The organism is Streptomyces sp. NPDC037410, from assembly GCF_055602235.1.
The window spans coordinates 321,718-342,953 of sequence record NZ_JBVJWR010000005.1; the positions used below are offsets into that span (position 1 = coordinate 321,718).

The 21,236-nt window shown below is 73.0% G+C and carries 23 protein-coding genes; 9 read left to right on the plus strand and 14 right to left on the minus strand.

All coding sequences use genetic code 11. The annotated features are described in order from the left end of the window. Nucleotides 1–55 precede the first annotated feature (55 nt). A complete protein-coding gene (locus ACZ7HT_RS10950) occupies nt 56–709 on the minus strand; it encodes a DedA family protein (protein ID WP_471162861.1) in 654 nt (217 codons plus the stop codon). A gap of 223 nt (nt 710–932) precedes the next feature. After that, nucleotides 933–1,391 carry a DUF4442 domain-containing protein gene (locus tag ACZ7HT_RS10955; protein WP_471162864.1) on the minus strand — a complete coding sequence of 153 codons (459 nt, stop codon included), beginning with the start codon at nt 1,389–1,391 and terminating at the stop codon, nt 933–935. 106 nt (nt 1,392–1,497) lie between these two features. Here ACZ7HT_RS10955 and ACZ7HT_RS10960 point away from each other — a divergent pair, with 106 nt between their 5' ends. Then, a complete protein-coding gene (locus ACZ7HT_RS10960) occupies nt 1,498–2,643 on the plus strand; it encodes a DUF8017 domain-containing protein (protein ID WP_471162866.1) in 1,146 nt (381 codons plus the stop codon). Between the two features lie 232 nt (nt 2,644–2,875). Further along, nucleotides 2,876–4,207, plus strand: coding sequence for an MFS transporter (locus ACZ7HT_RS10965; protein WP_471162869.1), 1,332 nt, complete (start codon nt 2,876–2,878; stop codon nt 4,205–4,207). Here ACZ7HT_RS10965 and ACZ7HT_RS10970 read toward each other — a convergent pair. The 3 genes from ACZ7HT_RS10970 to ACZ7HT_RS10980 form a co-directional block, all read right to left on the minus strand. After that, complete coding sequence (locus ACZ7HT_RS10970) at nt 4,169–5,014, minus strand: spermidine synthase (RefSeq protein ID WP_471162872.1); 846 nt, start codon at nt 5,012–5,014, stop codon at nt 4,169–4,171. The genes ACZ7HT_RS10965 and ACZ7HT_RS10970 overlap by 39 nt on opposite strands. Before the next feature lie 116 nt (nt 5,015–5,130). Next, a complete protein-coding gene (locus tag ACZ7HT_RS10975; protein WP_471162874.1) occupies nt 5,131–6,000 on the minus strand; it encodes a patatin-like phospholipase family protein in 870 nt (289 codons plus the stop codon). 48 nt (nt 6,001–6,048) lie between these two features. After that, a complete protein-coding gene (locus ACZ7HT_RS10980) occupies nt 6,049–6,750 on the minus strand; it encodes a DNA alkylation repair protein (protein ID WP_471162877.1) in 702 nt (233 codons plus the stop codon). A 140-nt stretch (nt 6,751–6,890) separates the two neighbouring features. Here ACZ7HT_RS10980 and ACZ7HT_RS10985 point away from each other — a divergent pair, with 140 nt between their 5' ends. The 4 genes from ACZ7HT_RS10985 (at nt 6,891) to lnt (ending at nt 11,088) form a co-directional block, all read left to right on the plus strand. Continuing rightward, entirely contained in the window at nt 6,891–7,634 is a 744-nt protein-coding gene (locus tag ACZ7HT_RS10985) for a TVP38/TMEM64 family protein (protein WP_471162879.1), read from the plus strand. Nucleotides 7,635–7,729: 95 nt separating this feature from the next. Beyond that, nucleotides 7,730–8,605, plus strand: coding sequence for an undecaprenyl-diphosphate phosphatase (locus tag ACZ7HT_RS10990; protein ID WP_471162882.1), 876 nt, complete (start codon nt 7,730–7,732; stop codon nt 8,603–8,605). A gap of 194 nt (nt 8,606–8,799) precedes the next feature. After that, nucleotides 8,800–9,246, plus strand: a complete 447-nt coding sequence (locus ACZ7HT_RS10995) for a nuclear transport factor 2 family protein (protein ID WP_471162885.1) — start codon at nt 8,800–8,802, stop codon at nt 9,244–9,246. Nucleotides 9,247–9,327: 81 nt separating this feature from the next. Beyond that, nucleotides 9,328–11,088: an apolipoprotein N-acyltransferase gene (lnt, locus tag ACZ7HT_RS11000; protein WP_471162888.1), complete on the plus strand. Its 1,761-nt coding sequence runs from the start codon at nt 9,328–9,330 to the stop codon at nt 11,086–11,088. Here the strand turns inward: lnt and ACZ7HT_RS11005 are convergent. Beyond that, nucleotides 11,033–11,938, minus strand: coding sequence for a Gfo/Idh/MocA family protein (locus ACZ7HT_RS11005; protein WP_471162891.1), 906 nt, complete (start codon nt 11,936–11,938; stop codon nt 11,033–11,035). The two genes, lnt and ACZ7HT_RS11005, sit on opposite strands and share 56 nt — an antisense overlap. Nucleotides 11,939–11,984: 46 nt before the next feature. Further along, complete coding sequence (locus ACZ7HT_RS11010; protein WP_471162894.1) at nt 11,985–13,214, minus strand: FAD-dependent monooxygenase; 1,230 nt, start codon at nt 13,212–13,214, stop codon at nt 11,985–11,987. Between the two features lie 113 nt (nt 13,215–13,327). Here ACZ7HT_RS11010 and ACZ7HT_RS11015 point away from each other — a divergent pair, with 113 nt between their 5' ends. The 3 genes from ACZ7HT_RS11015 (at nt 13,328) to ACZ7HT_RS11025 (ending at nt 15,139) form a co-directional block, all read left to right on the plus strand. Further along, nucleotides 13,328–13,945, plus strand: coding sequence for a TetR/AcrR family transcriptional regulator (locus ACZ7HT_RS11015; RefSeq protein WP_471162896.1), 618 nt, complete (start codon nt 13,328–13,330; stop codon nt 13,943–13,945). 64 nt (nt 13,946–14,009) lie between these two features. After that, the gene (locus ACZ7HT_RS11020; RefSeq protein WP_471162898.1) at nt 14,010–14,537 is read left to right on the plus strand and encodes a DinB family protein; all 528 of its coding nucleotides are present in this window, start codon (nt 14,010–14,012) and stop codon (nt 14,535–14,537) included. A 134-nt stretch (nt 14,538–14,671) separates the two neighbouring features. Further along, nucleotides 14,672–15,139 carry a hypothetical protein gene (locus ACZ7HT_RS11025; protein ID WP_471162901.1) on the plus strand — a complete coding sequence of 156 codons (468 nt, stop codon included), beginning with the start codon at nt 14,672–14,674 and terminating at the stop codon, nt 15,137–15,139. Between the two features lie 60 nt (nt 15,140–15,199). Here the strand turns inward: ACZ7HT_RS11025 and ACZ7HT_RS11030 are convergent, their stop codons facing one another. From ACZ7HT_RS11030 to ACZ7HT_RS11060, 7 genes are all read right to left on the minus strand, one after another. Then, complete coding sequence (locus ACZ7HT_RS11030; RefSeq protein ID WP_471162903.1) at nt 15,200–15,673, minus strand: hypothetical protein; 474 nt, start codon at nt 15,671–15,673, stop codon at nt 15,200–15,202. Between the two features lie 70 nt (nt 15,674–15,743). Beyond that, a complete protein-coding gene (ung, locus tag ACZ7HT_RS11035) occupies nt 15,744–16,427 on the minus strand; it encodes a uracil-DNA glycosylase (RefSeq protein ID WP_471162906.1) in 684 nt (227 codons plus the stop codon). An 82-nt stretch (nt 16,428–16,509) separates the two neighbouring features. After that, a complete protein-coding gene (locus ACZ7HT_RS11040; protein WP_471162908.1) occupies nt 16,510–18,087 on the minus strand; it encodes an ABC transporter substrate-binding protein in 1,578 nt (525 codons plus the stop codon). A gap of 149 nt (nt 18,088–18,236) precedes the next feature. Beyond that, nucleotides 18,237–19,004 (minus strand): SDR family oxidoreductase, encoded by a 768-nt coding sequence (locus tag ACZ7HT_RS11045; RefSeq protein WP_471162911.1) that lies wholly within the window; start codon nt 19,002–19,004, stop codon nt 18,237–18,239. A gap of 32 nt (nt 19,005–19,036) precedes the next feature. Continuing rightward, complete coding sequence (gene fabG / locus ACZ7HT_RS11050; protein WP_471162914.1) at nt 19,037–19,798, minus strand: 3-oxoacyl-ACP reductase FabG; 762 nt, start codon at nt 19,796–19,798, stop codon at nt 19,037–19,039. 180 nt (nt 19,799–19,978) lie between these two features. Then, complete coding sequence (locus tag ACZ7HT_RS11055; RefSeq protein WP_471162917.1) at nt 19,979–20,362, minus strand: DUF3037 domain-containing protein; 384 nt, start codon at nt 20,360–20,362, stop codon at nt 19,979–19,981. Beyond that, on the minus strand, nt 20,359–21,204 hold the full coding sequence (locus ACZ7HT_RS11060; protein ID WP_471162920.1) for a HipA family kinase: 846 nt from the start codon (nt 21,202–21,204) through the stop codon (nt 20,359–20,361). Before ACZ7HT_RS11060 ends, ACZ7HT_RS11055 begins: the two co-directional genes overlap by 4 nt. Nucleotides 21,205–21,236: the final 32 nt, after the last annotated feature.

The following is a 21,236-nucleotide window of genomic DNA, read 5'->3' on the forward strand; positions in this document are numbered from 1 at the left end:
AGGGCGGCACCCGGACCGGGTGCCGCCCTCCGCCGCGTACGCGTACGGTCCGCGCTCAGTCCGCCGCCGGGACCGGCTCCGGCTCCGCGGTCTCGGCCCGCTGCGCCGCCGCCTTCTTGGCGCGGTTCTTGACGACGAGCATCGAGGCGATGCCGATCAGGACGGCGAGGACGAGACCCAGCCACGAGAAGCGCTTGAGCCAGGCCTCGGCGACGACGCCGACCGTGTAGATGACGGCCGTGGTGCCGCCGGCCCACAGGACGCCGCCCAGGACGTTGGCGATGAGGAACTTCCAGTACGGCATCTTCAGCACGCCGGCGAGCGGCCCCGCGAAGATGCGGAGGAGGGCGATGAAGCGGCCGAAGAAGACCGCCCACATGCCCCACTTCTGGAAGGAGTTCTCGGCGAGCCCGATGTTGGCCTCGCTGAAGTGCTTGGGGAACTTCCCGCCCAGCCAGGCGAGCAGCGGCCGTCCGCCCTTGCGGCCGATCGCGTAGCCGATCGAGTCGCCCACGATCGCGCCGGCGGTGGCACAGGCGCCGAGGACGTACGGATTGATCTCGCCGTTCTGCGAGGCGAGCAGCGCCGAGCTCACGAGCACGATCTCGCCGGGCAGCGGGATGCCCAGGCTCTCCAGCCCGATCACCGCCGCCACAAGAATGTAGACGGCGATCGCGGGGATCGTCTCCAGCCACTCCTGCACGTGCAACGCGGTACCTCCCGTGACGACCGACCGGTGTGCACCGCGTCGGGCACACCTGGGCAGCGTACCGGCTCGGGCCTGCCCGACCTCGACGCGCCGGGGTGAGGGCATTGTCACCCGCCCGGCAGGCAACCCGGAGGCGACCCGTCCGGTCGGGCGCCGGGCGCGTGCGGCGTGCGCACGGTGGCCCCCGCTCTGGCAGGGGCCACCGTGCGCACGCCGCGACCGACTACGCCTTGTCGTGGGGGCGCAGGGTCCAGAGGACGGTCATCTCGCCGGTCACGGCGCCGTCCTCGCGGGTGATGTCGATCCGCACCGGGAACTCCGGCCGCTGTCCGGCGTCGAGGTCGGCGACGACCTCGACGGCGGGCCGACCGAGGGTGGCGGTGGCCGTGACGACGCCCTTGGCCAGCTTCTTGTAGCCGATCTCGGCCTTGACGGCGAGCGGGACCGCGCGGCCCAGCTGGTCGCCGAAGGCGGCGAGCACGATGGCGCCGCTGGCGGACTCGGCCAGGGTGAACATCGCTCCGGCGTGCGGGCCGCCGAGGTGGTTGTGGTAGGCGGGCTGGTCCGGGAGGCGCACGACGGCACGCTCGGCGGTGGTCTCCAGGAACTCCAGGTTCAGGGTTCCGGCCATGGGGACCGTGGCGGCGAGCATCTCGCCGACGGACATCTGGTCTGCGCTCATGGACGCGATGTTACCCACGAGTAGCAGCCTTGGCCATCCCCTGGCCGCCCACCGGTCCGGGGGCGGGCGTGGTCGGCCGGCCCGCGCACCTCTATGGTTACTGGCCATGTGGCCAGGACAGCAGCCGCCCGGGGGCGAGCAGAACCCGCAGGACCAGAGTCAGAACCCCTACCAGCAGTCGGGGTACCAGCAGCCGAACCCGTATCAGCAGCCGCCGGCCCAGCCCGGGTACGCGCAGCAGCCGCCGGCCCAGCCCGGCTACCCGCAGCAGCCGCCGACGCAGCCCGGCTACCCGCAGCAGCCGCCCGCGCAGCCCGGCTATCCGCAGCAGGGGTACGGGCAGCAGCCGGGTTACCCCCAGCCGTACCAGCAGCCGACCGTGCCGCAGCAGTACGCGGTGCCGGGCCCCGGACAGCCCGGCGGGCCCGACGGCGGCAAGAAGAAGCAGACGACGATCGTCGCGATCGTCGCCGCCACCGCCGTGGTCGTCGCGGCCGGAGTCACCGCCTTCCTCGTGCTCGGCAAGGACGACGACAAGAAGAACACCGCCGAGGACCCCAAGCCGTCCGCCTCCGCCTCCGCTGCCCCCTCCTCGGCGCCCGCGCCGAGCCAGTCGTCCGGGATCGCCAACCCGCGCGACGGAGCGGCGCAGCAGCCGACGATCCCCGGCTGGAAGGTCGTCTACAACCCGAAGTACGGCACCCTCTTCGACGTACCGCCGGAGTGGGAGGTGCTGAAGCCGGGCTCGATCACGTACTTCGAGGACGAGAAGAAGCACGACGGCAGCCCGCTGGTCACGATGTCGGGGCCCACGCAGCTCAAGGGCAAGTGGTGCACGTACGACGTCGACAAGAACGGCACCGAGGAGACCTGGGGCCTGGCCACCTCGGGCACCAAGGGCGGCCAGGGCGCCAAGGACACCGCGTCCCTCGCCCGCAGCGAGGCCGGCACGTGGGTGTGGGGCGGCTACGCGCAGCACATGCCGCAGAGCACCATCAAGATCACCAAGTCCGTGCCGTTCACGACGGCGTCCGGCCTCACGGGCAGCCTGGCGACCGCCACGGCGCCCGGCGTGAAGAAGCGCAACAAGTGCGAGACGGACGGCAAGTCCATCGCCTTCTCCTTCAAGAACGCCGCCGGCGACTTCTCGACCTGGGTGCTCTACGGGGCCGACGGGGTCAAGGACGAGCTGCCCGACGCGACGATCCGGAAGATCCTCTCCACGGTCCGGCTCGCCCCCTCCGAGTCCTGACCGCCCGACCGCCGGGGCCGGCCACCGTGCCGGCCCCGGCGGTCGGTCCCGCGCGGTCGGTCCCGCGCGGTCGGCCTTCGCACAGTCGGCCTTCGCGTAGTCGGCCTTCGCGTAGTCGGCCTTCGCACAGTCGGGCCCGCGCACGTCGGGCCCGCGCACGTCGGGCCCGCGCGGTGACGGGTCGTCCGATATCCGGTTGGCAGTACGGGTGGCTGCCAGGGATAGTCCCGGGGTGACGTCTCCCGCCGCCTCCCCCCGCCAGGCCCCGTCCCGCTCGCGCCGCCCCGAGTGGGCCGGCCGCAACTACCTCCTGCTCACCGCCGCCACGATCGTGACCAACCTCGGCACGCACGGCGCGCTCATCGCCACGACCTGGGCGGTCTTCGACTCCGGGGGCGACGCGGGCGACGTCGGTCTGGTGGCCATGGCGCGGTTCGCGCCGCTGGTCCTGTTCCTGCTCATCGGCGGTGCGGTGGCCGACCGGCTCCCCCGGCACCGGGTGATGGTCGCGGCCAACGCCCTCAACTGCGTCTCGCAGGCCGCGTTCGCCGTCCTCGTGCTCTCCGGCGAGGCCCGCATCTGGCAGATGATGGTGCTCACCGCGCTCTGCGGCACCGGCCAGGCCTTCTTCAACCCCGCGGCCGAGGGCATGCTGATGTCCAGCGTCAGCGGGGAGCAGGCGAGCCGCGCCTTCGCCGTCTTCCGGATGGCGATGCACGGCGCCGCCATCGGCGGGGCGGCGCTCGGCGGCGCGCTCGTCGCCTTCGTCGGACCGGGCTGGGTCCTCGCGATCGACGCGGTCGCCTTCGCCGTAGCGGGCGGCCTGCGCGCCTTCCTCGACGTCGGCGGCATCCCGGACCGCGCCCCCGGCGGCGGGCTCTTCGCGGATCTGCGGGAGGGCTGGCAGGAGTTCGTCGGGCGGCCCTGGCTGTGGTCGATCGTCGCCCAGTTCTCCGTGGTGGTGGGGCTGATCGGCGCGGTCGAGTCGGTGTACGGACCGCTGGTCGCCCGGGACACGCTGGGCGGCTCGCGCCCCTGGGGCATCGCGCTCGCCGCGTACGGCGCGGGGACGGTCGCGGGCGCCGTCCTGATGACCCGGTGGAAACCGCGCCGGATGCTGTTCGTCGGGACCCTGTGCGTCTTCCCGATCGCGCTGCCCTCGGCCGCGCTCGCCGTGCCGCTGGACGCGGCGGGCCTGACGGCGGCGATGTTCGTCAGCGGGGTGGCGATCGAGGTGTTCGGCGTCTCCTGGATGACGACGATGCACCAGGAGATCCCGGAGGAGAAGCTGTCCCGGGTCTCCGCGTACGACTGGTTCGGCTCGACCGCGCTGCTTCCGCTGTCCACGGCCCTCGCGGGCCCGGCGGAGAGCGCGTTCGGCCGGAGCGAGGCGCTGTGGGGCGCGGCGGTACTGATGACCGTCGTCACCGCGCTCGTCCTCCTCGTGCCGGACGTACGGAACCTGACGCGGCGCCCGCACGGCAAGGAGGTCGCGGGTGCGACGGCCCCGGAAGCCCCCGCCGCCTCACCCGATGCCGAAGGCGCCCTCCGGGGGAACGGGTGACGGGACGGCCCCGGCGTCGAGGACCGGTTCCGCGCCTCCGGTGAAGCGGACGAGCGTGTCGCCGTGCTCCACGCGCGCGGGGAAGGCGTCGGCCGCCGCGCGCCGCGCGAGGTGGGCGATGTCGATCTCCCGGCCGGAGGCGACGAGGACCGCGTTCCCGAAGCGGCGGCCGCGCAGCACGGCCGGCTCGGCGACGAGCGCGAGCTCGGGGAAGACGGCGGCGAAGGTGGCGAGCTGGGACCGCAGGAACGGGAAGGGCGCCCCGTCGGCGAGGTTGGCGGCGTAGAGACCGCCGGGCCGCAGCACGCGCCGGACCTCGCGCGCGTACTCGACGGACGTGAGGTGCGCGGGCACGCGCGAGCCGCCGAAGACGTCGCCCACGATCAGATCGGCCGAGGCGTCCGGCGCGGCCTCCAGCCAGGCGCGGGCGTCCGCCCCGTGCACCGTCGTCCCCGAGCCCTCGGGCAGCGGCAGGTGCTCCTCGACCAGGGCGAGGAGACCGAGGTCGGCCTCGACGACGTCCTGACGCGAGCCGGGCCGGGTGACCGCGACGTACCGGGGCAGCGAGAGCGCCCCGCCGCCCAGGTGCAGGACGTCGAGGGGCGCGCCGGGCTCGGCTGCGCCGTCGACGACATGGGCGAGGCGACGCGCGTACTCGAACTCCAGGTACGCCGGATCGTCCAGGTCGACGTACGACTGGGGGGCGCCGTCGACCGTCAGGAGCCAGGCGCGCTCCCGGTCCACATCGGGCATGAGGCGCGCGGTGCCCTGGTCGACCTCGCGGATGACGGGGATGTGCTCGTTCACGCTCTCATTGTCGCCCGGCTCGTCAGGCGACTTGGCACCCGGTTCATCGCCCGGCTCGTCACCCGGCTTACCGCCCGGCTCGTCACCGGGCTCATCGCCTGGTTTCACCCGGTTCGTCACCCGCCCCACACGGCGGCGACCGCCGCGGCGTGGGAGGCGGCCTGGGCGCGGCCCGCGCGGGCCGCGGCGGCACGGTGGGCGGGGTCGAGGGCGTTGCGGCCGATGGCCTTGCGGGAGGCCTCGTCGGGGGTGATCACCTCGACGCGCGCCCCGGCGGCGGCGAGGTCGGCGCCCTGCCGGGCCGGGGAGAGCACGACCTTGCTGCCCCGGGCACTGGGGGCGATGACGACGATCCGGTCGTGTCCGGCGGCGAGGTGGGCGTTGGCCGTGGAGTGGATGCCGCCGTCGATCCAGCGGCGCCCGCCGATCGTCGCCGGGGGCCAGATGCCGGGGATGGCGCAGCTCGCGGTGACGGCGTCGGCCAGCGGGACGCCGCTGTCCTCGTCGTACGCGGTGAGCTCGCCGCTCCCGGCGTCGACCGCGGTGATGAGCAGCGGCCGGGCGGGCCAGCCGGTGCTGCGGCCGAGCCGCCGGGCGACGGTCGCGCGCCGGTCCGCCTCGGTGACGGTGGGGGCGGCGAGGGCGAGCCTGCCGAGCCTGCGGCCGTACTCCTCGGGGGTGCGGGAGCGGAGGACGGCGACGGCGTACCGGAGGATCATCGGGAGCCCGAGCCGTGCCGCGGGCTCGGTGGCCTCGCCGTCGAGCTGCTGCTCGTACAGGGCGTCGATCCCGCCACGGCCGGAGGAGAGCTGTGCCGCGACGACCGACCCCGCGGAGCTGCCGACGATCAGATCGGCGCCGGTCAGATCGGTCCCGCCGTCGAGGAGCCCCCGCAGCACCCCGATCTCCCACCCCGCTCCGACGAGCCCACCGGCCCCGAGCACCAGCGCCGTCCGCTTCCCCGTCCGCTTCTCGATCTGCGTCATGTGCCGAGTCTGGCGCAGCAGTTGACCGCGCCGACGGCCGGGGTCGAGTCAGAGGTTCTTGAGGGCCTCGCGGACGGAGAGCGGGGAGAGGCGGGAGCCGTGGGCGGCGACGAAGGCGCGGACCTCGGCCGGTGCCGTCTTGCCGTACTCGCGCAGGCTCCAGCCGATGGCCTTGCGGATGAAGAAGTCGGGGTGGGCCGAGCGGCGCAGACAGTAGGCGAAGAGCCGGTCGGCGTCGGTGGCGTCCTTGAAGCGGAGCTGGTGGAGGAGGGCGGTGCGGGCGACCCACAGGTCCTCGTCGTCGATCCACGCGTCCATGGCGGAGGCGAGGGCGGGATCGGCCGCCACCAGGCCGCCGACGACGTGGGCGGCGAGGTGGTCGACGGTGTCCCACCAGGAGACGGTGGTGACGAGCCGGCGGGCGACCGGCAGGAAGTCCGAGGAGCAGCGCTTCACGTGCCGGCGCAGGTAGTCGACGGCGAAGTAGTGGTACTCGCGCTCGGGCAGCGCGAAGCAGCGCAGGGCGATCGCGGCGCAGTCGGTCTCGTCGGGGCGCGGGGTGCCGTCGAGGACCGTGCGGGACAGTGCCCGCCGCTCGGGGGTCCGTACGCCGAGGAAGGGGGCGACGCCTTTCATGTACGCGACCATCTCCTGCGCCCGGAAGGGGTTCGCCGCAGCCGGGTAGACCGTGGTGAGCCGGTCGAGGACGGTGTCGGCGAGGGCGCTCGCGGGTGGTGCGGTGTCGGTCATGGTGCCTCTCCGTCTCCGTGTGCCGCGGGGCTCTGGCTCGATGTGCCGCGGGGCTCTGGCTCGATGTGCCGCGGGGCGCGCCCGGTCGGACATGACGCACATTACGGCGCTCCTACGGAGGGGTCCGTTACGCTCCCCGAATGCTCGCTCCCGTCCCCCGGCCGCCGGGCTCCCTCGCCGTCCGCTGCTCCCGGGCCCTGCTCTCCCCCCGCTCGCGGCTGTCGCTGCTCGCTCTGCTGCTGCTCACCGCGGGTAGCCTGGTGGTGCTGTACGAGCCGCAGCGGATGATCTCCTCGGGCTGGCCGTCGCAGACGGGCGGCGCCGGGCCGGTGCTGCTGTTCGGTCTCGCGTACGGGGTGTGCGCGGCGGCGTTCGTACCGCGTCCGGTGCTCAATCTGGCGGCGGGCGCGCTCTTCGGTTCCGCGGCCGGTCTGACGGGGGCGCTCGCGGGGACGGTGCTCGGGGCGGGGATCGCGTTCACCCTCGGCCGGGTCCTGGGGCAGGACGCGCTGCGGCCGCTGGTGCGGGGCCGCTGGCTGACGGCGGCGGACGGGCAGCTGAGCCGGCACGGGTTCCGTTCGATGCTGGCGATCCGGCTGTTCCCCGGGGTGCCGTTCGCGGCGGCCAACTACTGCGCGGCCGTCTCCCGGATGCGGTACGTGCCGTTCCTCCTGGCGACGGCGCTCGGCTCCCTGCCGAACACGGCGGCGTACGTGGTGGCGGGCGCCCAGGCCGGTTCGCCGGGCTCGCCGGCGTTCCTCTTCTCGGCGGGGTTCATCGTCCTGTCGGGCCTCGGCGCGGCGGTGGTGGCCTGGCGCAAGCGGCACGGCCTGCGGGCCGCCCTCCCGGCCCCCGAGCCGGAGCGGGAGCCGGTCCTCAAGTAGCGGCCACGGGCCTCACCATGGGCTTGTCATCTTGTACCTGTACGCTGCGCTCGACCTTCTGACCGCACACGTACAAACGGGACGGCCCTAGCCCCATGAGTTGGTTCGAATCGTTCATCCTCGGACTCGTCCAGGGGTTGACGGAGTTCCTTCCCATCTCCTCCAGCGCGCACCTGCGTCTCACCGCGGCCTTCGCCGGCTGGGAGGATCCGGGCGCGGCCTTCACCGCGATCACCCAGATAGGCACGGAGACCGCCGTCCTGATCTACTTCCGCAAGGACATCGGCCGGATCATCTCCGCCTGGTTCCGCTCCCTCGCGGACAAGTCGATGCGCTCCGACCACGACGCCCAGATGGGTTGGCTGGTGATCGTCGGCTCCATCCCGATCGGCGTCCTCGGCGTGACGCTCAAGGACCAGATCGAAGGGCCGTTCCGCGATCTGCGGCTGACGGCCACCACGCTGATCGTCATGGGCATCGTCCTCGGCATCGCCGACCGGCTCGCCGCCCGTGACGAGCTGGGCGGCCGGCACCGGGCCCCGCGCGAGCGCAAGACGCTCAAGGACCTCGGGGTGAAGGACGGCCTGATCTTCGGCGTCTGCCAGGCGATGGCCCTGATTCCGGGCGTCTCCCGCTCGGGCGCGACGATCTCCGGCGGTCTGCTCATGGGCTACACCCGCGAGGCCGCCGCCCGCTACTCCTTCCTGCTCGCCATCCCGGCCGTGATCGCCTCCGGCGGGATGGAGCTGAAGGACGCGGCCTCGGACGGCAGCGTCTCCTGGGGCCCCACGATCTTCGCCACGGTCATCGCCTTCGCCGTCGGCTACGCGGTGATCGCCTGGTTCATGAAGTTCATCACCACGAAGTCCTTCATGCCGTTCGTCTACTACCGGATCGCGCTTGGCATCCTGCTGTTCATCCTGGTCGGCGCGGACGTCCTGAGCCCGCACGCCGGCGAGTCCGCGGGCTGAGGCGCTCAGCCCCGGTAGGGCACCCTCGCGATCTCCTCGATGCCGCCCGGGGCGCCGCGTCCGCTCCTCGCACGCGGTGACCTGCGCCTCCTTCGGCCCTTCACACGTTTCGGCCCCGCACGCCCGTTCGCTCCTCGCACGCTTTGGCGCGCACGACCCTTGGCCCCTGGCGTCCGCTGGTCGACACTGAGCCGATGACGCAGCGCGTGGACCTCGCGACCGTGATGGACCGATTCGCCCTCGACGACCTGATCACCGGCTACGCGGCGGCCGTCGACGAGGGCGACTGGAGCGCGTACCGGGGACTCTTCGCCCCGGACGGCAGGGCCGACTACCGCGGCTCGGGCGGGATCGAGGGCCCGGCCGAGGAGGTCGCGGAGTGGCTCGCCGCGACGCTGCCCCTCTTTCCCGTACGCCAGCACCTCATCGTGAACCGGCGGGTGCGGTTCCTGGATCCGGGCGGCTTTCCGGATACCGGGGACCGGGCGGACATCGGCGCCGACTACGTCAATCCGATGCGGTTCGCCTCCGGCGAGGAGTTCGTCTGCGGCGGGCGCTACACCTTCGCGGCGCGCCGCACCGCCGACGGCTGGCGGCTCGCCTCGGTCGTGGTCGACGAACGCTGGCGCCGCCACAGCTGACCCCCGGACTCCGGGACGAGAGCGTTCGGCCCCGGGGGTGTCCGGGGCGTGGACACTTGAGGCATCGAGGGGAGGCACGTCATGCGTGGTCCGTTCGTGAGCCGCCACGGCGGCCGGGCCCGGGGCTCGGGCCGGACCGACGACCAGGGCGAGGTCGCGGCCCGTGGTCAGCGGGGTGACGACCGGGCCGGGGGCCTCGGCCGTGAGGGCGATCGCGAGCGGGGTGAACGTCGGAGCCCGGACCGCGCGGACGCGCCGGGAGGCCGTCAATGGCGCGGGGCAGCCCGGTCCCTGCTCGCCGTCGGCTGCGGCGCGCTGCCCGTGCTCGCGTTCCCGGCTCCCGGGGTCTGGTGGTGGGCCTACCTGGCGCTCGTGCCGTGGCTGCTGCTGATCCGTACGGCGCCGGGGGCCCGCCGGGCCGGTCTCGACGGCTGGTTCGGCGGCTTCGGATTCATGCTGGCGATGCACCACTGGCTGCTGCCGAGCCTGCATGTGTTCCTGCTCCCGCTCGCCGCGCTGCTCGGTCTGCTGTGGCTGCCCTGGGGGTGGCTCGTCAGGGCGCTGCTCGGCGGGACCCCGTCGCCCGTGCGGGCGGCCGTGGCACTGCTCGCGGTGCCCTCGGGCTGGCTGCTGATCGAGACGGCCCGGTCCTGGGAAGGGCTCGGCGGTCCGTGGGGGCTGCTCGGGGCGAGTCAGTGGCAGGTCCCGGCGGCGCTGCGGCTCGCCTCGGTCGGCGGCGTCTGGCTGGTGAGTCTCCTGGTGGTGGCGGTGAACACGGCCGTGGTCCTGCTGGTGGCGGCACCCGGGCCGCGCTTCCTCGGGGTGGCGGCACCCGGGCCGCGCTTCCTCGGGGTGGCGGGGCTCGCCGCCTGCGCCCTGGCGGTGGGGACGGCGGCCTGGGCGGTACCGGTCCCCCGCGAGAGCGGGACGGTGCGGGTCGGCCTCGTGCAGCCGGGGGTGTTCGACGGCCCCGACGGGCCCGGACTGCGCCTGGCACGGGCCGAGTCGCTGACCCGCTCCCTCGCCGGGCAGCGGCTCGACCTGGTCGTGTGGGGCGAGAGCGGGGTGGGTGCCGACCCGGCGGGTGACCCGGCGCTCGCGGCCCGGCTCGCCGCGCTGTCGCGGGCGGTGGGCGCGCCGCTCCTGGTGAACGTGGACGCGCGGGGCGCGGATCGTCCCGGCATCTACAAGAGCGCGGTCCTGGTCGGCCCGGCGGGGCTCACGGGCGACCGCTACGACAAGATGCGGCTCGTCCCCTTCGGCGAGTACGTCCCCGCGCGCCGGCTCCTGGGCTGGGTGACGTCCGTCGGCCGCGCCGCGACGGAGGACCGGCGGCGCGGCTCCGAGCCGGTCGTGATGACCCTGCCGGCCCGCGAGGCGGGCGCGCCCCCGTTGCGGGTCGGGCCGCTGATCTGCTTCGAGTCCGCCTTTCCCGACATGAGCCGCGGGCTGGCCCGTGACGGGGCCGGCCTGCTGGTCGTGCAGTCGTCGACCAGCACGTTCCAGGACACCTGGGCGCCCGCCCAGCACGCCTCGCTCGCGGCTCTGCGCGCGGCGGAGACGGGCCGTCCCGTCGTCCACGCGACGCTCACCGGGGTCACCGCCGCGTACGGTCCCGACGGGCGCCGGGTCGGGCCGGTGCTCGGCACCGACGCGCGGGCCGCCGTGGTGCGCGAGCTGCCGCTCTCGGACACCACGACGGCCTACGTGCGGTGGGGGGACTGGCCGTTGTACGGCGCGCTCGCGGTGGTGGGCGGGGTGTGCGCCGCCGGGGGCCGGCGCGCGTTCACGACGCCTGGGCGAGCGCCTCGCGGACGACCCGCTCGCACAGCTCGTGGGTGAGCAGGGCGTCCCGGGCGCTGAGCACCCGGCCCTCCCGTACCGAGTCGAGGAAGGCGTGGACGGCCTGCTCGATGCCGCGCTGCCGGGCCACGGGCACCCAGTCCCCGCGGCGGCGCACGGTCGGCTGCCCCTTGTGGTCGACGATCTCGGCGAGGTTGAGGACCTGGCGCTTGGTGTCCTGTCCCGACACCTCCAGGACCTCCTCGGTGGAGCCGTTCATCCGGTTCATCATGCCGATGGCGGTGAAGCCGTCGCCGGAGAGCTGGAGCACCACGTGGTGCATGAGCCCTTCGCGGATCCGGGCGCGCACGTCGATGTGCTCGACCTCGCCGGGCACCAGGAAGCGCAGGGTGTCGACGACGTGGATGAAGTCGTCGAGGACGAAGGTGCGGGGGTCCTCGGGCAGGCCGATGCGGTTCTTCTGGAGGAGGATCAGCTCGCGCGGGTGGTCGAGGCACTGGTTGTAGCTGGGGGCGAGGCGGCGGTTGAAGCCGACGGCGAGGCTGACCGAGCGCTTCTCGGCGAGCTCCACGATCCGCTCGGAGTCGGCGTACTCGTACGCGAGGGGCTTGTCGACGTACGTGGGGATTCCGGCTTCGAGGAGGCGGCCGGCGATCTCGGCGTGGACGGCGGTGGAGGCGTGGACGAAGGCCGCGTCGAGCCCGGCGGAGAGCAGTGAGTCGAGGTCGCGGTGGCGCCGCTCGGCGGGCAGGTGCAGGGTGTCGGCCACCCGTTCCAGGGTCGCCGGGGTGCGGGTCTGGAGGTGGAGCTCGACCCCGGGGAGGGTGCCGAGGACGGGAAGGTAGGCCTTCTGCGCGATGTCGCCGAGTCCGATGCAGCCAACCTTCACGGGGTCTCCTTTGTCTTCCAGGGGCCCGAAGGGCCCTTCGCGCCGGTCAGCTTACGCGGGACGGATCATGTGCCGAGGGTGCCGGGTCGACCGGCGGGTGCCAGTCGCAGATGCCGTCGAAGCCGCGCAGGGCGAGGCCGGGTCCGAAGCGGGAGACGGCGCCGACGGCCGCGGTGCGCAGGGCGACGGCGGGGCGGGCGGAGAGCATGGTGAGCGCTCCGGTGCGGGCGGCCCTGCGGACGATGGCGGTGGTGCGCGGCAGCCGGTCGGCGGTGTAGGCGGCGAGCGCGCGGCCCGGTACGAAGCCGGGGGTGCTGCGGGCGTGGTGGGCGAGGACGACGGCGTCCTCGACGGCCTGGTTCCCGCCCTGGCCGAGGCTCGGCATCATCGCGTGCGCGGCGTCGCCGAGGAGGGCCACCCTGCCCCGGTGGAAGGCGGGCAGCGGGTCGGGCAGGTGGTGGACGTCGTGCCGGAGGATCCGGTCGGGGTCGACGCCGGCGAGGATCTCGGGGACGGGGTGGTGCCAGTCGCCGAAGAGCCGGAGCAGTTCGGACTTCTCGTCGTCGGGCGCGTGGGCGCCGGCGGGGGCCACGGCCATGGCGTACGCGTAGACCCGGCCGTCCTTGAGGGGCTGACTGCCCCACAGCCGGCCGGCGCCCCAGGTCTCGTGCGGGGCGAAGGGGCGCGCGGGGGCGGGGACGACGACGCGCCAGCTGGTGCTGCCGGAGTAGCGGGGGCCGGGGTGCTCGGGGAAGAGCGTCCCGCGGATCGCCGAGCGGATGCCGTCGGCGGCGACGACGAGCTCGGCCTCGATGTCGGTGCGGGTGGCGGTCCCGGCCTCCGCGACGGTGAGACGGGCGGGGCGGTGGTCGTCGCCGGGGTCGGTGACGGTGGCGGTCACGCCGGTGCGGACGGCGCCCTCGGGGAGGGCCGAGGTGAGGATGTCGACGAGGGTGGCGCGGTGGAGGAGGACGAGGGGTCCGCCGAAGCGTGCGGCCGCGGCCTTGGCGTCGGTACGGGCGAGCCAGCGGCCGCCGGGGGTGCGCATGCCGCCGTCGCCCTGCCAGGCGGAGAGCTCGCGGACGCGGTCGCCGAGGCCGATGACGTCGAGGGCGCGCTGGGCGTTGGGTGCGAGGGCGATGCCGGCGCCGACGGGGGCGAGGTCGGCGGCGCGTTCGAGGAGGGTGACCTGCCAGCCGCGCCGGTTCAGGGCGACGGCGGCGGTGAGCCCGCCGATGCCGGCTCCGACGACGACGGCACGGTGCTGCTGTTCCATGGCTGCTCCTCGGTTCGGGACGGGTGCGGCACGGAAGGGTCACTACAGGTGTAGTAGCCCTTCACAGCGCGACCGTACTACAGCTGTAGTCGCTTCGGTAGTAGGTTGTGCCCATGACCCGAGCCACCGCCGGGGCCCCGGCCCCGGAGTCCCCCGTCTCCCGCGCCGAGCGGATCGGCGACGCCGCCCTCGCCCTCCTCGTCGAGCGCGGGATGCGGGGCCTGACCCACCGCGCCGTCGACGAGCGGGCCGGACTGCCGCAGGGCTCGACGTCCAACCACGCCCGCACCCGCCAGGCCCTCCTGGAGACCGCCGTGCGGCGCCAGGTCCAGCGGGAGGCCGAGGTCCTCACCCCGGACGAGCTGCCGGGCCCGGACAGCGGCGGCGAGGCGCTCGTCGACGCGCTCGCCCTCTCCCTGCACCGCTACCTCACCGACCACCGCTCGCTGCTGGTCTCCCGCTACGAGCTGGCCCTCGAGGCCACCCGCCGGCCCGAGCTCCGGAGCTTCTTCGACGCGGCCGGCTCCACCTTCCACACCCCGCTCATCGCGATGATGGCGGCGGCCGGCTCGGCGGAGCCCGAGCGGCACGCGCTGTCCCTGATCGCCTGGAGCGAGGGGCTGATGTTCTCCTGCGCGGCGGGCTCCTTCCACGCGAGCGTGCCGAGCCGCGCCGAACTGCGCACCGGTTTCGACGAGTTGCTGCGCGGCATGCTGGTCGACCTGGGCTGAAACGGTCTCAGGACACCGGCGAAACCCGTGGCGCCGCCCGCGCCCGTGCGGGACGATGCCGCCCATGACCACCGAACGCACCGAATCCACCCCGCGGGTCGACCCGGCCACCACCACGGGCGAGCGCGAAGCCCTGGAACAGTGGCTCGACTTCCACCGCGTGACCCTCGCGATGAAGTGCGAGGGGCTCGACGACGCCCAGCTGCGCACCCCCTCCGCCCCGCCGTCGGACCTCAACCTGCTCGGCCTCGTCCGTCACATGGCCGAGGTCGAGCGCGGCTGGTTCCGCCGTGTCCTGGCCGGCGAGAAGGCGGAGTGGATCTACTCGACGGTGGAGGACCACGACCGGGACATCCACGTCACCGACGAGGACACCTACGAGGAGGCCCACGCCACCTGGCAGGCCGAGATCGCCCACGCGCGCACCCTGGCCGCCGGCCGTGACCTCGACGACCTGGGCCTGGGCGAGTACCGCACCGGCGAGACCTTCAACCTCCGGTGGATCTACCTCCACATGATCGAGGAGTACGCCCGCCACAACGGCCACGCGGACCTCATCCGCGAGCGGATCGACGGCGCGACCGGAGACTGACGCACACCACGGCACCGACCGGTCAAGACCGGGCCCCACACGGCTCACCCGTGCGGGGCATTCCCCGCCGGTAGGGGCGCGAAGATCGCGTACGGACCAGCAGAGTGGCGCGGGTGCATGGAACCCGAACAACAGTGAAGATCCTGGTCGGGGCGGCGGTCGCCGCCCTGGCGGGCTGCGTCTCGGTGGACGCCCCGCCGACGGCGCCCGCCCCCGCTCCCGTCCCCGCGGCCGACACCGCCCCCGCCCAGGACGTGGCACCGCAGATCGTCGAGGGCCCGGCCCGCGAGGCCCTCGAAGCGGCGCTCCCCGCTCCCCCGCCGTCCCCCGCGCCCCGCGCGACGCCTCCGGCCGAACGGCACCGGCAGGTGGTGACACCTCCCCGCCGGGAGGCCCCGCACCACGACTCCGTACCGCAGCGGCACGAGCGTCCGCGCCCGGCGGCCCGCCCCGGTCTTCCCGTACTGCCGGAGCTCACGGGGCGGCTGCCGGGGAAGCCGCCGGCCTCCCGGGACGAGGTCTGCGAACTGGGCGAGCGGTACGGGAGCTGGGCCCCCGGCAGCGATCAGTCCAGGATCTGCCACGGCACGTACGGCCGGTGAGCCTCCCCGCAGGACGCGGCACGTACGGCCGGTGAGCCTCCCCTTGAGGGCGCGCCGCCGTCACGCGCCCCCGAGGCGGAACTCCAGGCGGTCGATCGCGGCCCGCACCCCGTTCCCGTAGCCGTCGTCGTCGAGATGGTCCGAGGCCGCGCGGGCCCGGTCGAGATGGACCCGCGCGGCGTCGGGCCGCTGGAGCTTGACGTAGTCGGCGGCCAGGTTCAGGTGGAGCGAGGGGTAGAGGGCTCGCAGGGCGGCCGCCGAGTCGTGTGCGGCGAGCCGCTCCTCGGCCAGGCCCTCGGCCGCGCTCAGCGCCCGCAGGTCCCAGGCCAGCTCGGTGTCCGGATCGTCCTGGGCGTCCGCCATGTAGTGCGCGAGGGTGCAGCGGTGCAGGGGGTCGCCGTCCGGGCCGATCTGCTGCCAGAGCAGCCCGAAGCGGTTGCGGGCCTCCTCCCGGTCGCCGCCGTGCAGCAGCATCAGGGCCTGCCCGATCCTGGTCATGACCCCGTCGTCCGACACCTGCTGCTGCTCGGTCACCGCGACCTCCACCCGCTCTCCCTCTGGGAGTGACGACGCTAGCCGCACCCGGCCCGGATCGGGCCGAGGCTCAGCCGAGGTCCGGGATGCGCCAGTCGATCGGCTCGTGTCCCTGGGCCGCGACGGCCGCGTCGATCTGGGTGAAGGGCTTCGAGCCGAAGAACTTCTTCGCCGAGAGCGGCGAGGGGTGCGCGCCCTTCACCACGACGTGCCGCTCCTCGTCGATGAGCGGCAGCTTCTTCTGCGCGTAGTTGCCCCACAGGACGAAGACGGCGGGGTCGGGGCGGGAGGCGACGGCGGTGATCACCGCGTCCGTGAACTTCTCCCAGCCCTTGTTCTTGTGCGAGTTCGCCTCGCCGGACCGGACGGTCAGGACGGCGTTGAGCAGGAGGACGCCCTGCTCGGCCCACGGCATCAGATAGCCGTTGTCCGGAACGGGGTGGCCGAGCTCCTCCTGCATCTCCTTGTAGATGTTCCGCAGGGACGGCGGGGTCTTCACGCCGGGGCGGACGGAGAAGCAGAGGCCGTGCCCCTGGCCTTCGCCGTGGTAGGGGTCCTGACCGAGGATCAGGACCTTCACCTGGTCGTACGGGGTGGCGTCGAGGGCGGCGAAGACCTCGTCCTTCGGCGGGAAGACCGGTCCCCTGGCGCGCTCCTCCTCGACGAACTCGGTGAGCTGGGCGAAGTACGGCTTCTGCAGCTCCTCGCCGAGGACACCCCGCCAGGACTCGGGCAGCATGCTGGTGTCGGTCACGGTCAACAACCTCCGGTGGACGTTCCTGTTACTCCGTCCGAAAACCTACCGGGGGCCACTGACAGTGGCCCCCGCAGACCCGCTACCAGCTGGCCCGGCGGCTCAGCTCCCACATCTGCATGACCGTCTGGGGGTCGAGGGCGCGCTCGCCGCCACCGATGTCCTCACCGGCCGCGATGTACAGCTTGCCCTGCCACAGGGGCAGCAGCCGGACGTCCTGGACCATGATCTCCTGGGCCTCCACGAACTCGTCCGTGACGGTCCCGCGGTCGCTGTCGCGGCGGGACTTCGGGAGCAGCTCGTTGGTGATCCGGGGGCTCTCGTAGGGCGTGCCGAGGACGTTCTCCTTGCCCACGAAGGGGGCGACGAAGTTGTCCGGGTCCGGGAAGTCGGGGAACCAGCCGCGGCCGAAGACCGGGTACTCGCCGTCCTGGTAGCCCGCCTGGAACTCCTTCCAGGGCTTGCCGTGCAGGGTGACCTTGAACAGGCCGGACGCCTCCAGCTGCCGCTTGAGCTCGGCGAACTCGGCGGCCGTCGAGGAACCGTACCGGTCGGTGGTGTACCAGAAGTCCAGCTCGACGGGCTCGGTGATGCCGGCGTTGCGGAGGATCTTCTTCGCCTTCTCCTCGCTGGGCGAGCCGAAGCGGTCGAAGAACTTGGTGGTGTGACCCGCGATTCCCTTGGGCACCATGGAGTACAGGGGCTCGGCGGTGCCCTGGTAGACCTTGCTGACCAGTTCGTCGCGGTCGACGAGCTGGGCGATGGCCTTGCGGACGGGGAGCTTGGCGACGGACTCGTTCTGGGTGTTGAAGACCAGGTAGCGGATGTCGGCGCCGGTCGACTCGACGATCTGGAGGCCCTTGTTCTCCGGCTTGTCCTCCTGGAGGGCGACGACCTCGGCGGCGGTGAGGCCGCGGTAGGTGGCGTCGATCTCCTTCTTCCGGAGGGCGGCGACCATGGCCTCGGAGTCGTCGAAGTACTTGATCGTGACGCCGCCGTTCTTGCGGTCGGCGAAGCCCTTGTAGGAGGGGTTCTTCGTCAGCTCCGCCGCCTTGCGCTCGGTGTACGAGTCGAGGACGTACGGGCCCGAGCCCATGACCTTGCCGTCCGTGCGGAGCTTGTCGGCCGGGTACTCGGCCGGGTCCACCAGCGACATCGCGGGGGTGGCGAGGACGAAGGGGAAGGTGGCGTCCGACTTGTTCAGCCGGAAGACGACGGTGCGGTCGCCCTCGGTCTCGATCTTGCCGAGCGAGCCGAGCATGCCGTTCGGGCCACCCTTGGCGTCGATCGTGCGGATGCGCTCGATCGAGTACTGCACGGCCTGGGCGTCCAGTTTGTGCCCGTTGGAGAAGGTGAGGCCCTCCACCAGCTTGCACTCGAAGACCCGGCTGGAGGTGTCCGTGAACTTGCAGTCGGCGGCGTCCGACTGCGGGGTGGTGCTGCCCGTCGGGAAGGCCACCAGGGTCTGGAAGACATTCCGGAAGAGCTCCCAGGAATTGTCCCAGGCAGCGGCCGGATCAAGCGTGGAGGGGGAGCTCGTCGTGCCGACGACGATTCTCTGATCCCCGGCGGATTCACTGTCCGAGAGGACACTGCATCCGGTTACCAGGGATATGGACACAAGGGCTGCAGCGGCCTGCAGACTGGTCCGGTTGAACACGTGCACGCTCCTCGTTCAGCCAGGGGTCGGCCGACGATACCGCAGCACCCCGCCAGGTCAATGTTCGACCCTGACGGGGCACTTGAGGCATTCGACGTATAACCGGGGTCAATCCGGACAGGAGATTCCGGAAAGTGTCCGGATATCGGTCACCCGACTCCGGCGTTCAGGAAAATGCCGCCGTCGACGACGAGCGTCTGGCCGGTGATCCACTCCGACTGCGACGAGGTCAGGAAGGCCGCCGCGCCGCCGATGTCCTCGGGCTCGCCGAGCCGGCCGAGCGGATAGGAGGCCGCCGCCTCCGCTTCCCGGCCCTCGTAGAGCGCCCGCGCGAATTTCGTCCGCACGACGGCCGGAGCGATCGCGTTGACCCGCACGACCGGCGCGAATTCATGCGCCAGCTGAAGGGTCAGATTGATCATCGCGGCTTTGCTCACGCCGTACGCGCCGACGAAAGGCGACGCGGAGACGCCGGCGATCGAGGCGATGTTCACGATCGCCCCGCCGTGCTCCTTCTGCCAGGCGTGCCAGGTCCGCTGCGCGAAGCCGAGCGCGGAGATCACGTTCGTCTCGAAGACCTTGCGGGCCACCCCGAGGTCCAGGTCCGCGATGGGCCCGAAGACCGGGTTCGTCCCGGCGTTGTTGATGAGGAAGTCCAGACGGCCGAAGCCGTCCATCGCCGCCTCGACGGCCGCGGCCTGGTGGGCCTCGTCGTGCGCCTTGCCGGGGACGCCGATCACCCGGTCGGCCCCGAGCCGCTCGACGGCCTCCTTGAGGGCCTCCTCGCCGCGCCCGGTGATCACGACCCGGTCGCCGCGGGCGACGAGGGCCTCTGCGACGCCGTAGCCGATGCCCCGGCTGGCGCCGGTGACGAGGGCGACCTTGCCGGACAGCTCCGGCCGTTCCTGTGCGGTCATGTCCGTCTCTTCTCTGTGCCGATGCCGTCGGGTCAGTTGAGCGGGCCGCCGGCCACGTACATGACCTGGCCGGAGATGAAGCCGGCGTCGTCGCCCGTGAAGAACGCGATCGCGTGGGCGACGTCCTCGGGGCGGCCGACCCGCTGCACCGGGATCATCGAGGCGGCGGCCGCCTGGAAGTCCTCGAAGCCCATGCCGACGCGCTCGGCGGTCTGCGCGGTCATCTCGGTGACGATGAAGCCCGGGGCGACGGCGTTGGCGGTGACGCCGAACTTGCCGAGCTCCTTGGCGAGGGTCTTCGTGAAGCCCTGGAGACCGGCCTTGACGGCGGAGTAGTTGGCCTGGCCGCGGTTGCCGAGCGCCGAGGAGGAGGAGAGCGAGACGATCCGGCCGAAGCCCGCGTCCACCATGTGCTTCTGGACGGCCTTCGCCATCAGGAAGGCGCCCTTGAGGTGGACGTTCATGACGATGTCCCAGTCGGACTCGGACATCTTGAAGAGCAGGTTGTCGCGGAGCACGCCCGCGTTGTTGACGAGGATCGTCGGCGCGCCGAGCTCGGCGGCGACGCGCGCGACGGCGGCCTCCACCTGCGCGCCGTCGGAGACGTCGCAGCCGACCGCGAGCGCGGTGCCGCCCGCGGCGGTGATCTTCTCGACGGTGTCCTTGCAGGCCGCCTCGTCGAGGTCGAGTACGGCGACGGCGCGGCCCTCGGCCGCCAGGCGGAGCGCGGTGGCCGCTCCGATGCCCCGTGCGGCACCCGTGACGATGGCTACGCGCTGCTCGGTGGTGGACATGCTTGGTTCTCCTCGCCCTTGGATCGTCCCTGGTCGGCCGAGTCCGTGAGCCGCTCCTGCGTCCCGCACATGAGCGACCGCTTAGTATCGACCGCAGAACGAGACGCTAGAAGCCCTGGCACCCGGTGTCAACGGCCCACCGGGTGCACCAGGTCACGTGCCGTGACCCTCCGGGACGAGCTACCGGACGAGCAGGTCGAGCAGGCGCTCCACCTCGGCCTCGGGGTCGGTGGTCAGGCCCGTGTGGACGGGCCCCGGCTGCACGACCGTGGAGCGCGGCGCGATCAGCCAGCGGAAGCGCCGGCCCGGCTCGTCGCGCGCGGCCTGACCGGCCGCGTCGCCGCCCAGGCAGACCCCCTCGACGGCGCGCAGCGCGGCCCGTACGCCGGTCACGTCGGCCGCCGGGTCGAGCACCGCCAGCTTGGCCTCGTCCAGATGCGTACGGGCGGCCACGAAGGACCGGGCGCGGCAGTAGACGACCACTCCCGCGTTGAAGCACTCGCCCCGCTCCACCCGGGGGACGACGCGCAGCAGCGCGTACTCGAAGACATCGCGGTCGGTCACGTCGTGCTGTCCTTCTCGGTGGAGTGCTTCCGGGGCGCGAGGCGCTCGGCGAGCCAGCCGGGCGGCTGCTGCGGCCGGCTCTCGCTGCGCGGCCCGAGCGTGATCCGCTCGTGGATGGTCGCGGCGCGCGGCAGCAGCGCCGAGACGTACGCGGCGCGGACCTCGTCCGTGCTGTCGAAGCCCGGCTCGTCGACGAGCCACTCGTCGGGGACGTCGGCGGCGACCTCCTCCAGGAGCTCGCGGGTGACGAGCGGCGCGAGCTCGGCGGCCGCGGCGGCGACGTCCGGGCCGAAGGGCGCGAGCGCGTGGTCGGAGGCGTCGTACGGCTTCGCGGCGGAGGCCTGGGCGCCCGGCCAGTTGTGGTGCCAGATCATGGTGGCGCCGTGGTCGATGAGCCACAGGTCGCCGTGCCAGACGAGCATGTTCGGATTGCGCCAGGACCGGTCGACGTTGTTGATCACCGCGTCGAACCAGACGACCCGGCCGGCCTCCCGGGGGTCGACCTCGTACGCGAGCGGGTCGAAGCCCAGCGAGCCGGGCAGGAAGTCCATGCCCAGGTTGAGCCCGCCGCTCGCCTTGAGCAGCTCCTGCACCTCCTGGTCGGGCTCGGAGAGCCCGATGACGGGGTCGAGCTGGAGGGTGACGAGCTCCGGCACCCGCAGGCCGAGCCTGCGGGCGAGCTGCCCGCAGACGACCTCGGCGACCAGGGTCTTGCGCCCCTGTCCGGCGCCGGTGAATTTCATGACGTACGTGCCGAGATCGTCGGCCTCGACGATCCCGGGGAGCGAGCCGCCCTCACGCAAAGGCGTGACATAGCGGGTCGCTGTCACTTCGGTAAGCATTCGCCCAGGCTATCCGTCCCGGCCCCCTGGCG

Excerpts from the sequence above, each read along its gene's own strand:
- ACZ7HT_RS10955 (WP_471162864.1), bottom strand. The coding sequence starts at position 1,391 with ATGAGCGCAGACCAGATGTCCGTCGGCGAGATGCTCGCCGCCACGGTC.
- ACZ7HT_RS10960 (WP_471162866.1), top strand. The coding sequence starts at position 1,498 with ATGTGGCCAGGACAGCAGCCGCCCGGGGGCGAGCAGAACCCGCAGGAC.
- ACZ7HT_RS10975 (WP_471162874.1), bottom strand. The coding sequence starts at position 6,000 with ATGACGCAGATCGAGAAGCGGACGGGGAAGCGGACGGCGCTGGTGCTC.
- ACZ7HT_RS10980 (WP_471162877.1), bottom strand. The coding sequence starts at position 6,750 with ATGACCGACACCGCACCACCCGCGAGCGCCCTCGCCGACACCGTCCTC.
- ACZ7HT_RS10985 (WP_471162879.1), top strand. The coding sequence starts at position 6,891 with ATGCTCGCTCCCGTCCCCCGGCCGCCGGGCTCCCTCGCCGTCCGCTGC.
- ACZ7HT_RS10990 (WP_471162882.1), top strand. The coding sequence starts at position 7,730 with ATGAGTTGGTTCGAATCGTTCATCCTCGGACTCGTCCAGGGGTTGACG.
- ACZ7HT_RS10995 (WP_471162885.1), top strand. The coding sequence starts at position 8,800 with ATGACGCAGCGCGTGGACCTCGCGACCGTGATGGACCGATTCGCCCTC.
- lnt (WP_471162888.1), top strand. The coding sequence starts at position 9,328 with ATGCGTGGTCCGTTCGTGAGCCGCCACGGCGGCCGGGCCCGGGGCTCG.
- ACZ7HT_RS11010 (WP_471162894.1), bottom strand. The coding sequence starts at position 13,214 with ATGGAACAGCAGCACCGTGCCGTCGTCGTCGGAGCCGGCATCGGCGGG.
- ACZ7HT_RS11015 (WP_471162896.1), top strand. The coding sequence starts at position 13,328 with ATGACCCGAGCCACCGCCGGGGCCCCGGCCCCGGAGTCCCCCGTCTCC.
- ACZ7HT_RS11020 (WP_471162898.1), top strand. The coding sequence starts at position 14,010 with ATGACCACCGAACGCACCGAATCCACCCCGCGGGTCGACCCGGCCACC.
- ACZ7HT_RS11045 (WP_471162911.1), bottom strand. The coding sequence starts at position 19,004 with ATGACCGCACAGGAACGGCCGGAGCTGTCCGGCAAGGTCGCCCTCGTC.
- fabG (WP_471162914.1), bottom strand. The coding sequence starts at position 19,798 with ATGTCCACCACCGAGCAGCGCGTAGCCATCGTCACGGGTGCCGCACGG.
- ACZ7HT_RS11060 (WP_471162920.1), bottom strand. The coding sequence starts at position 21,204 with ATGCTTACCGAAGTGACAGCGACCCGCTATGTCACGCCTTTGCGTGAG.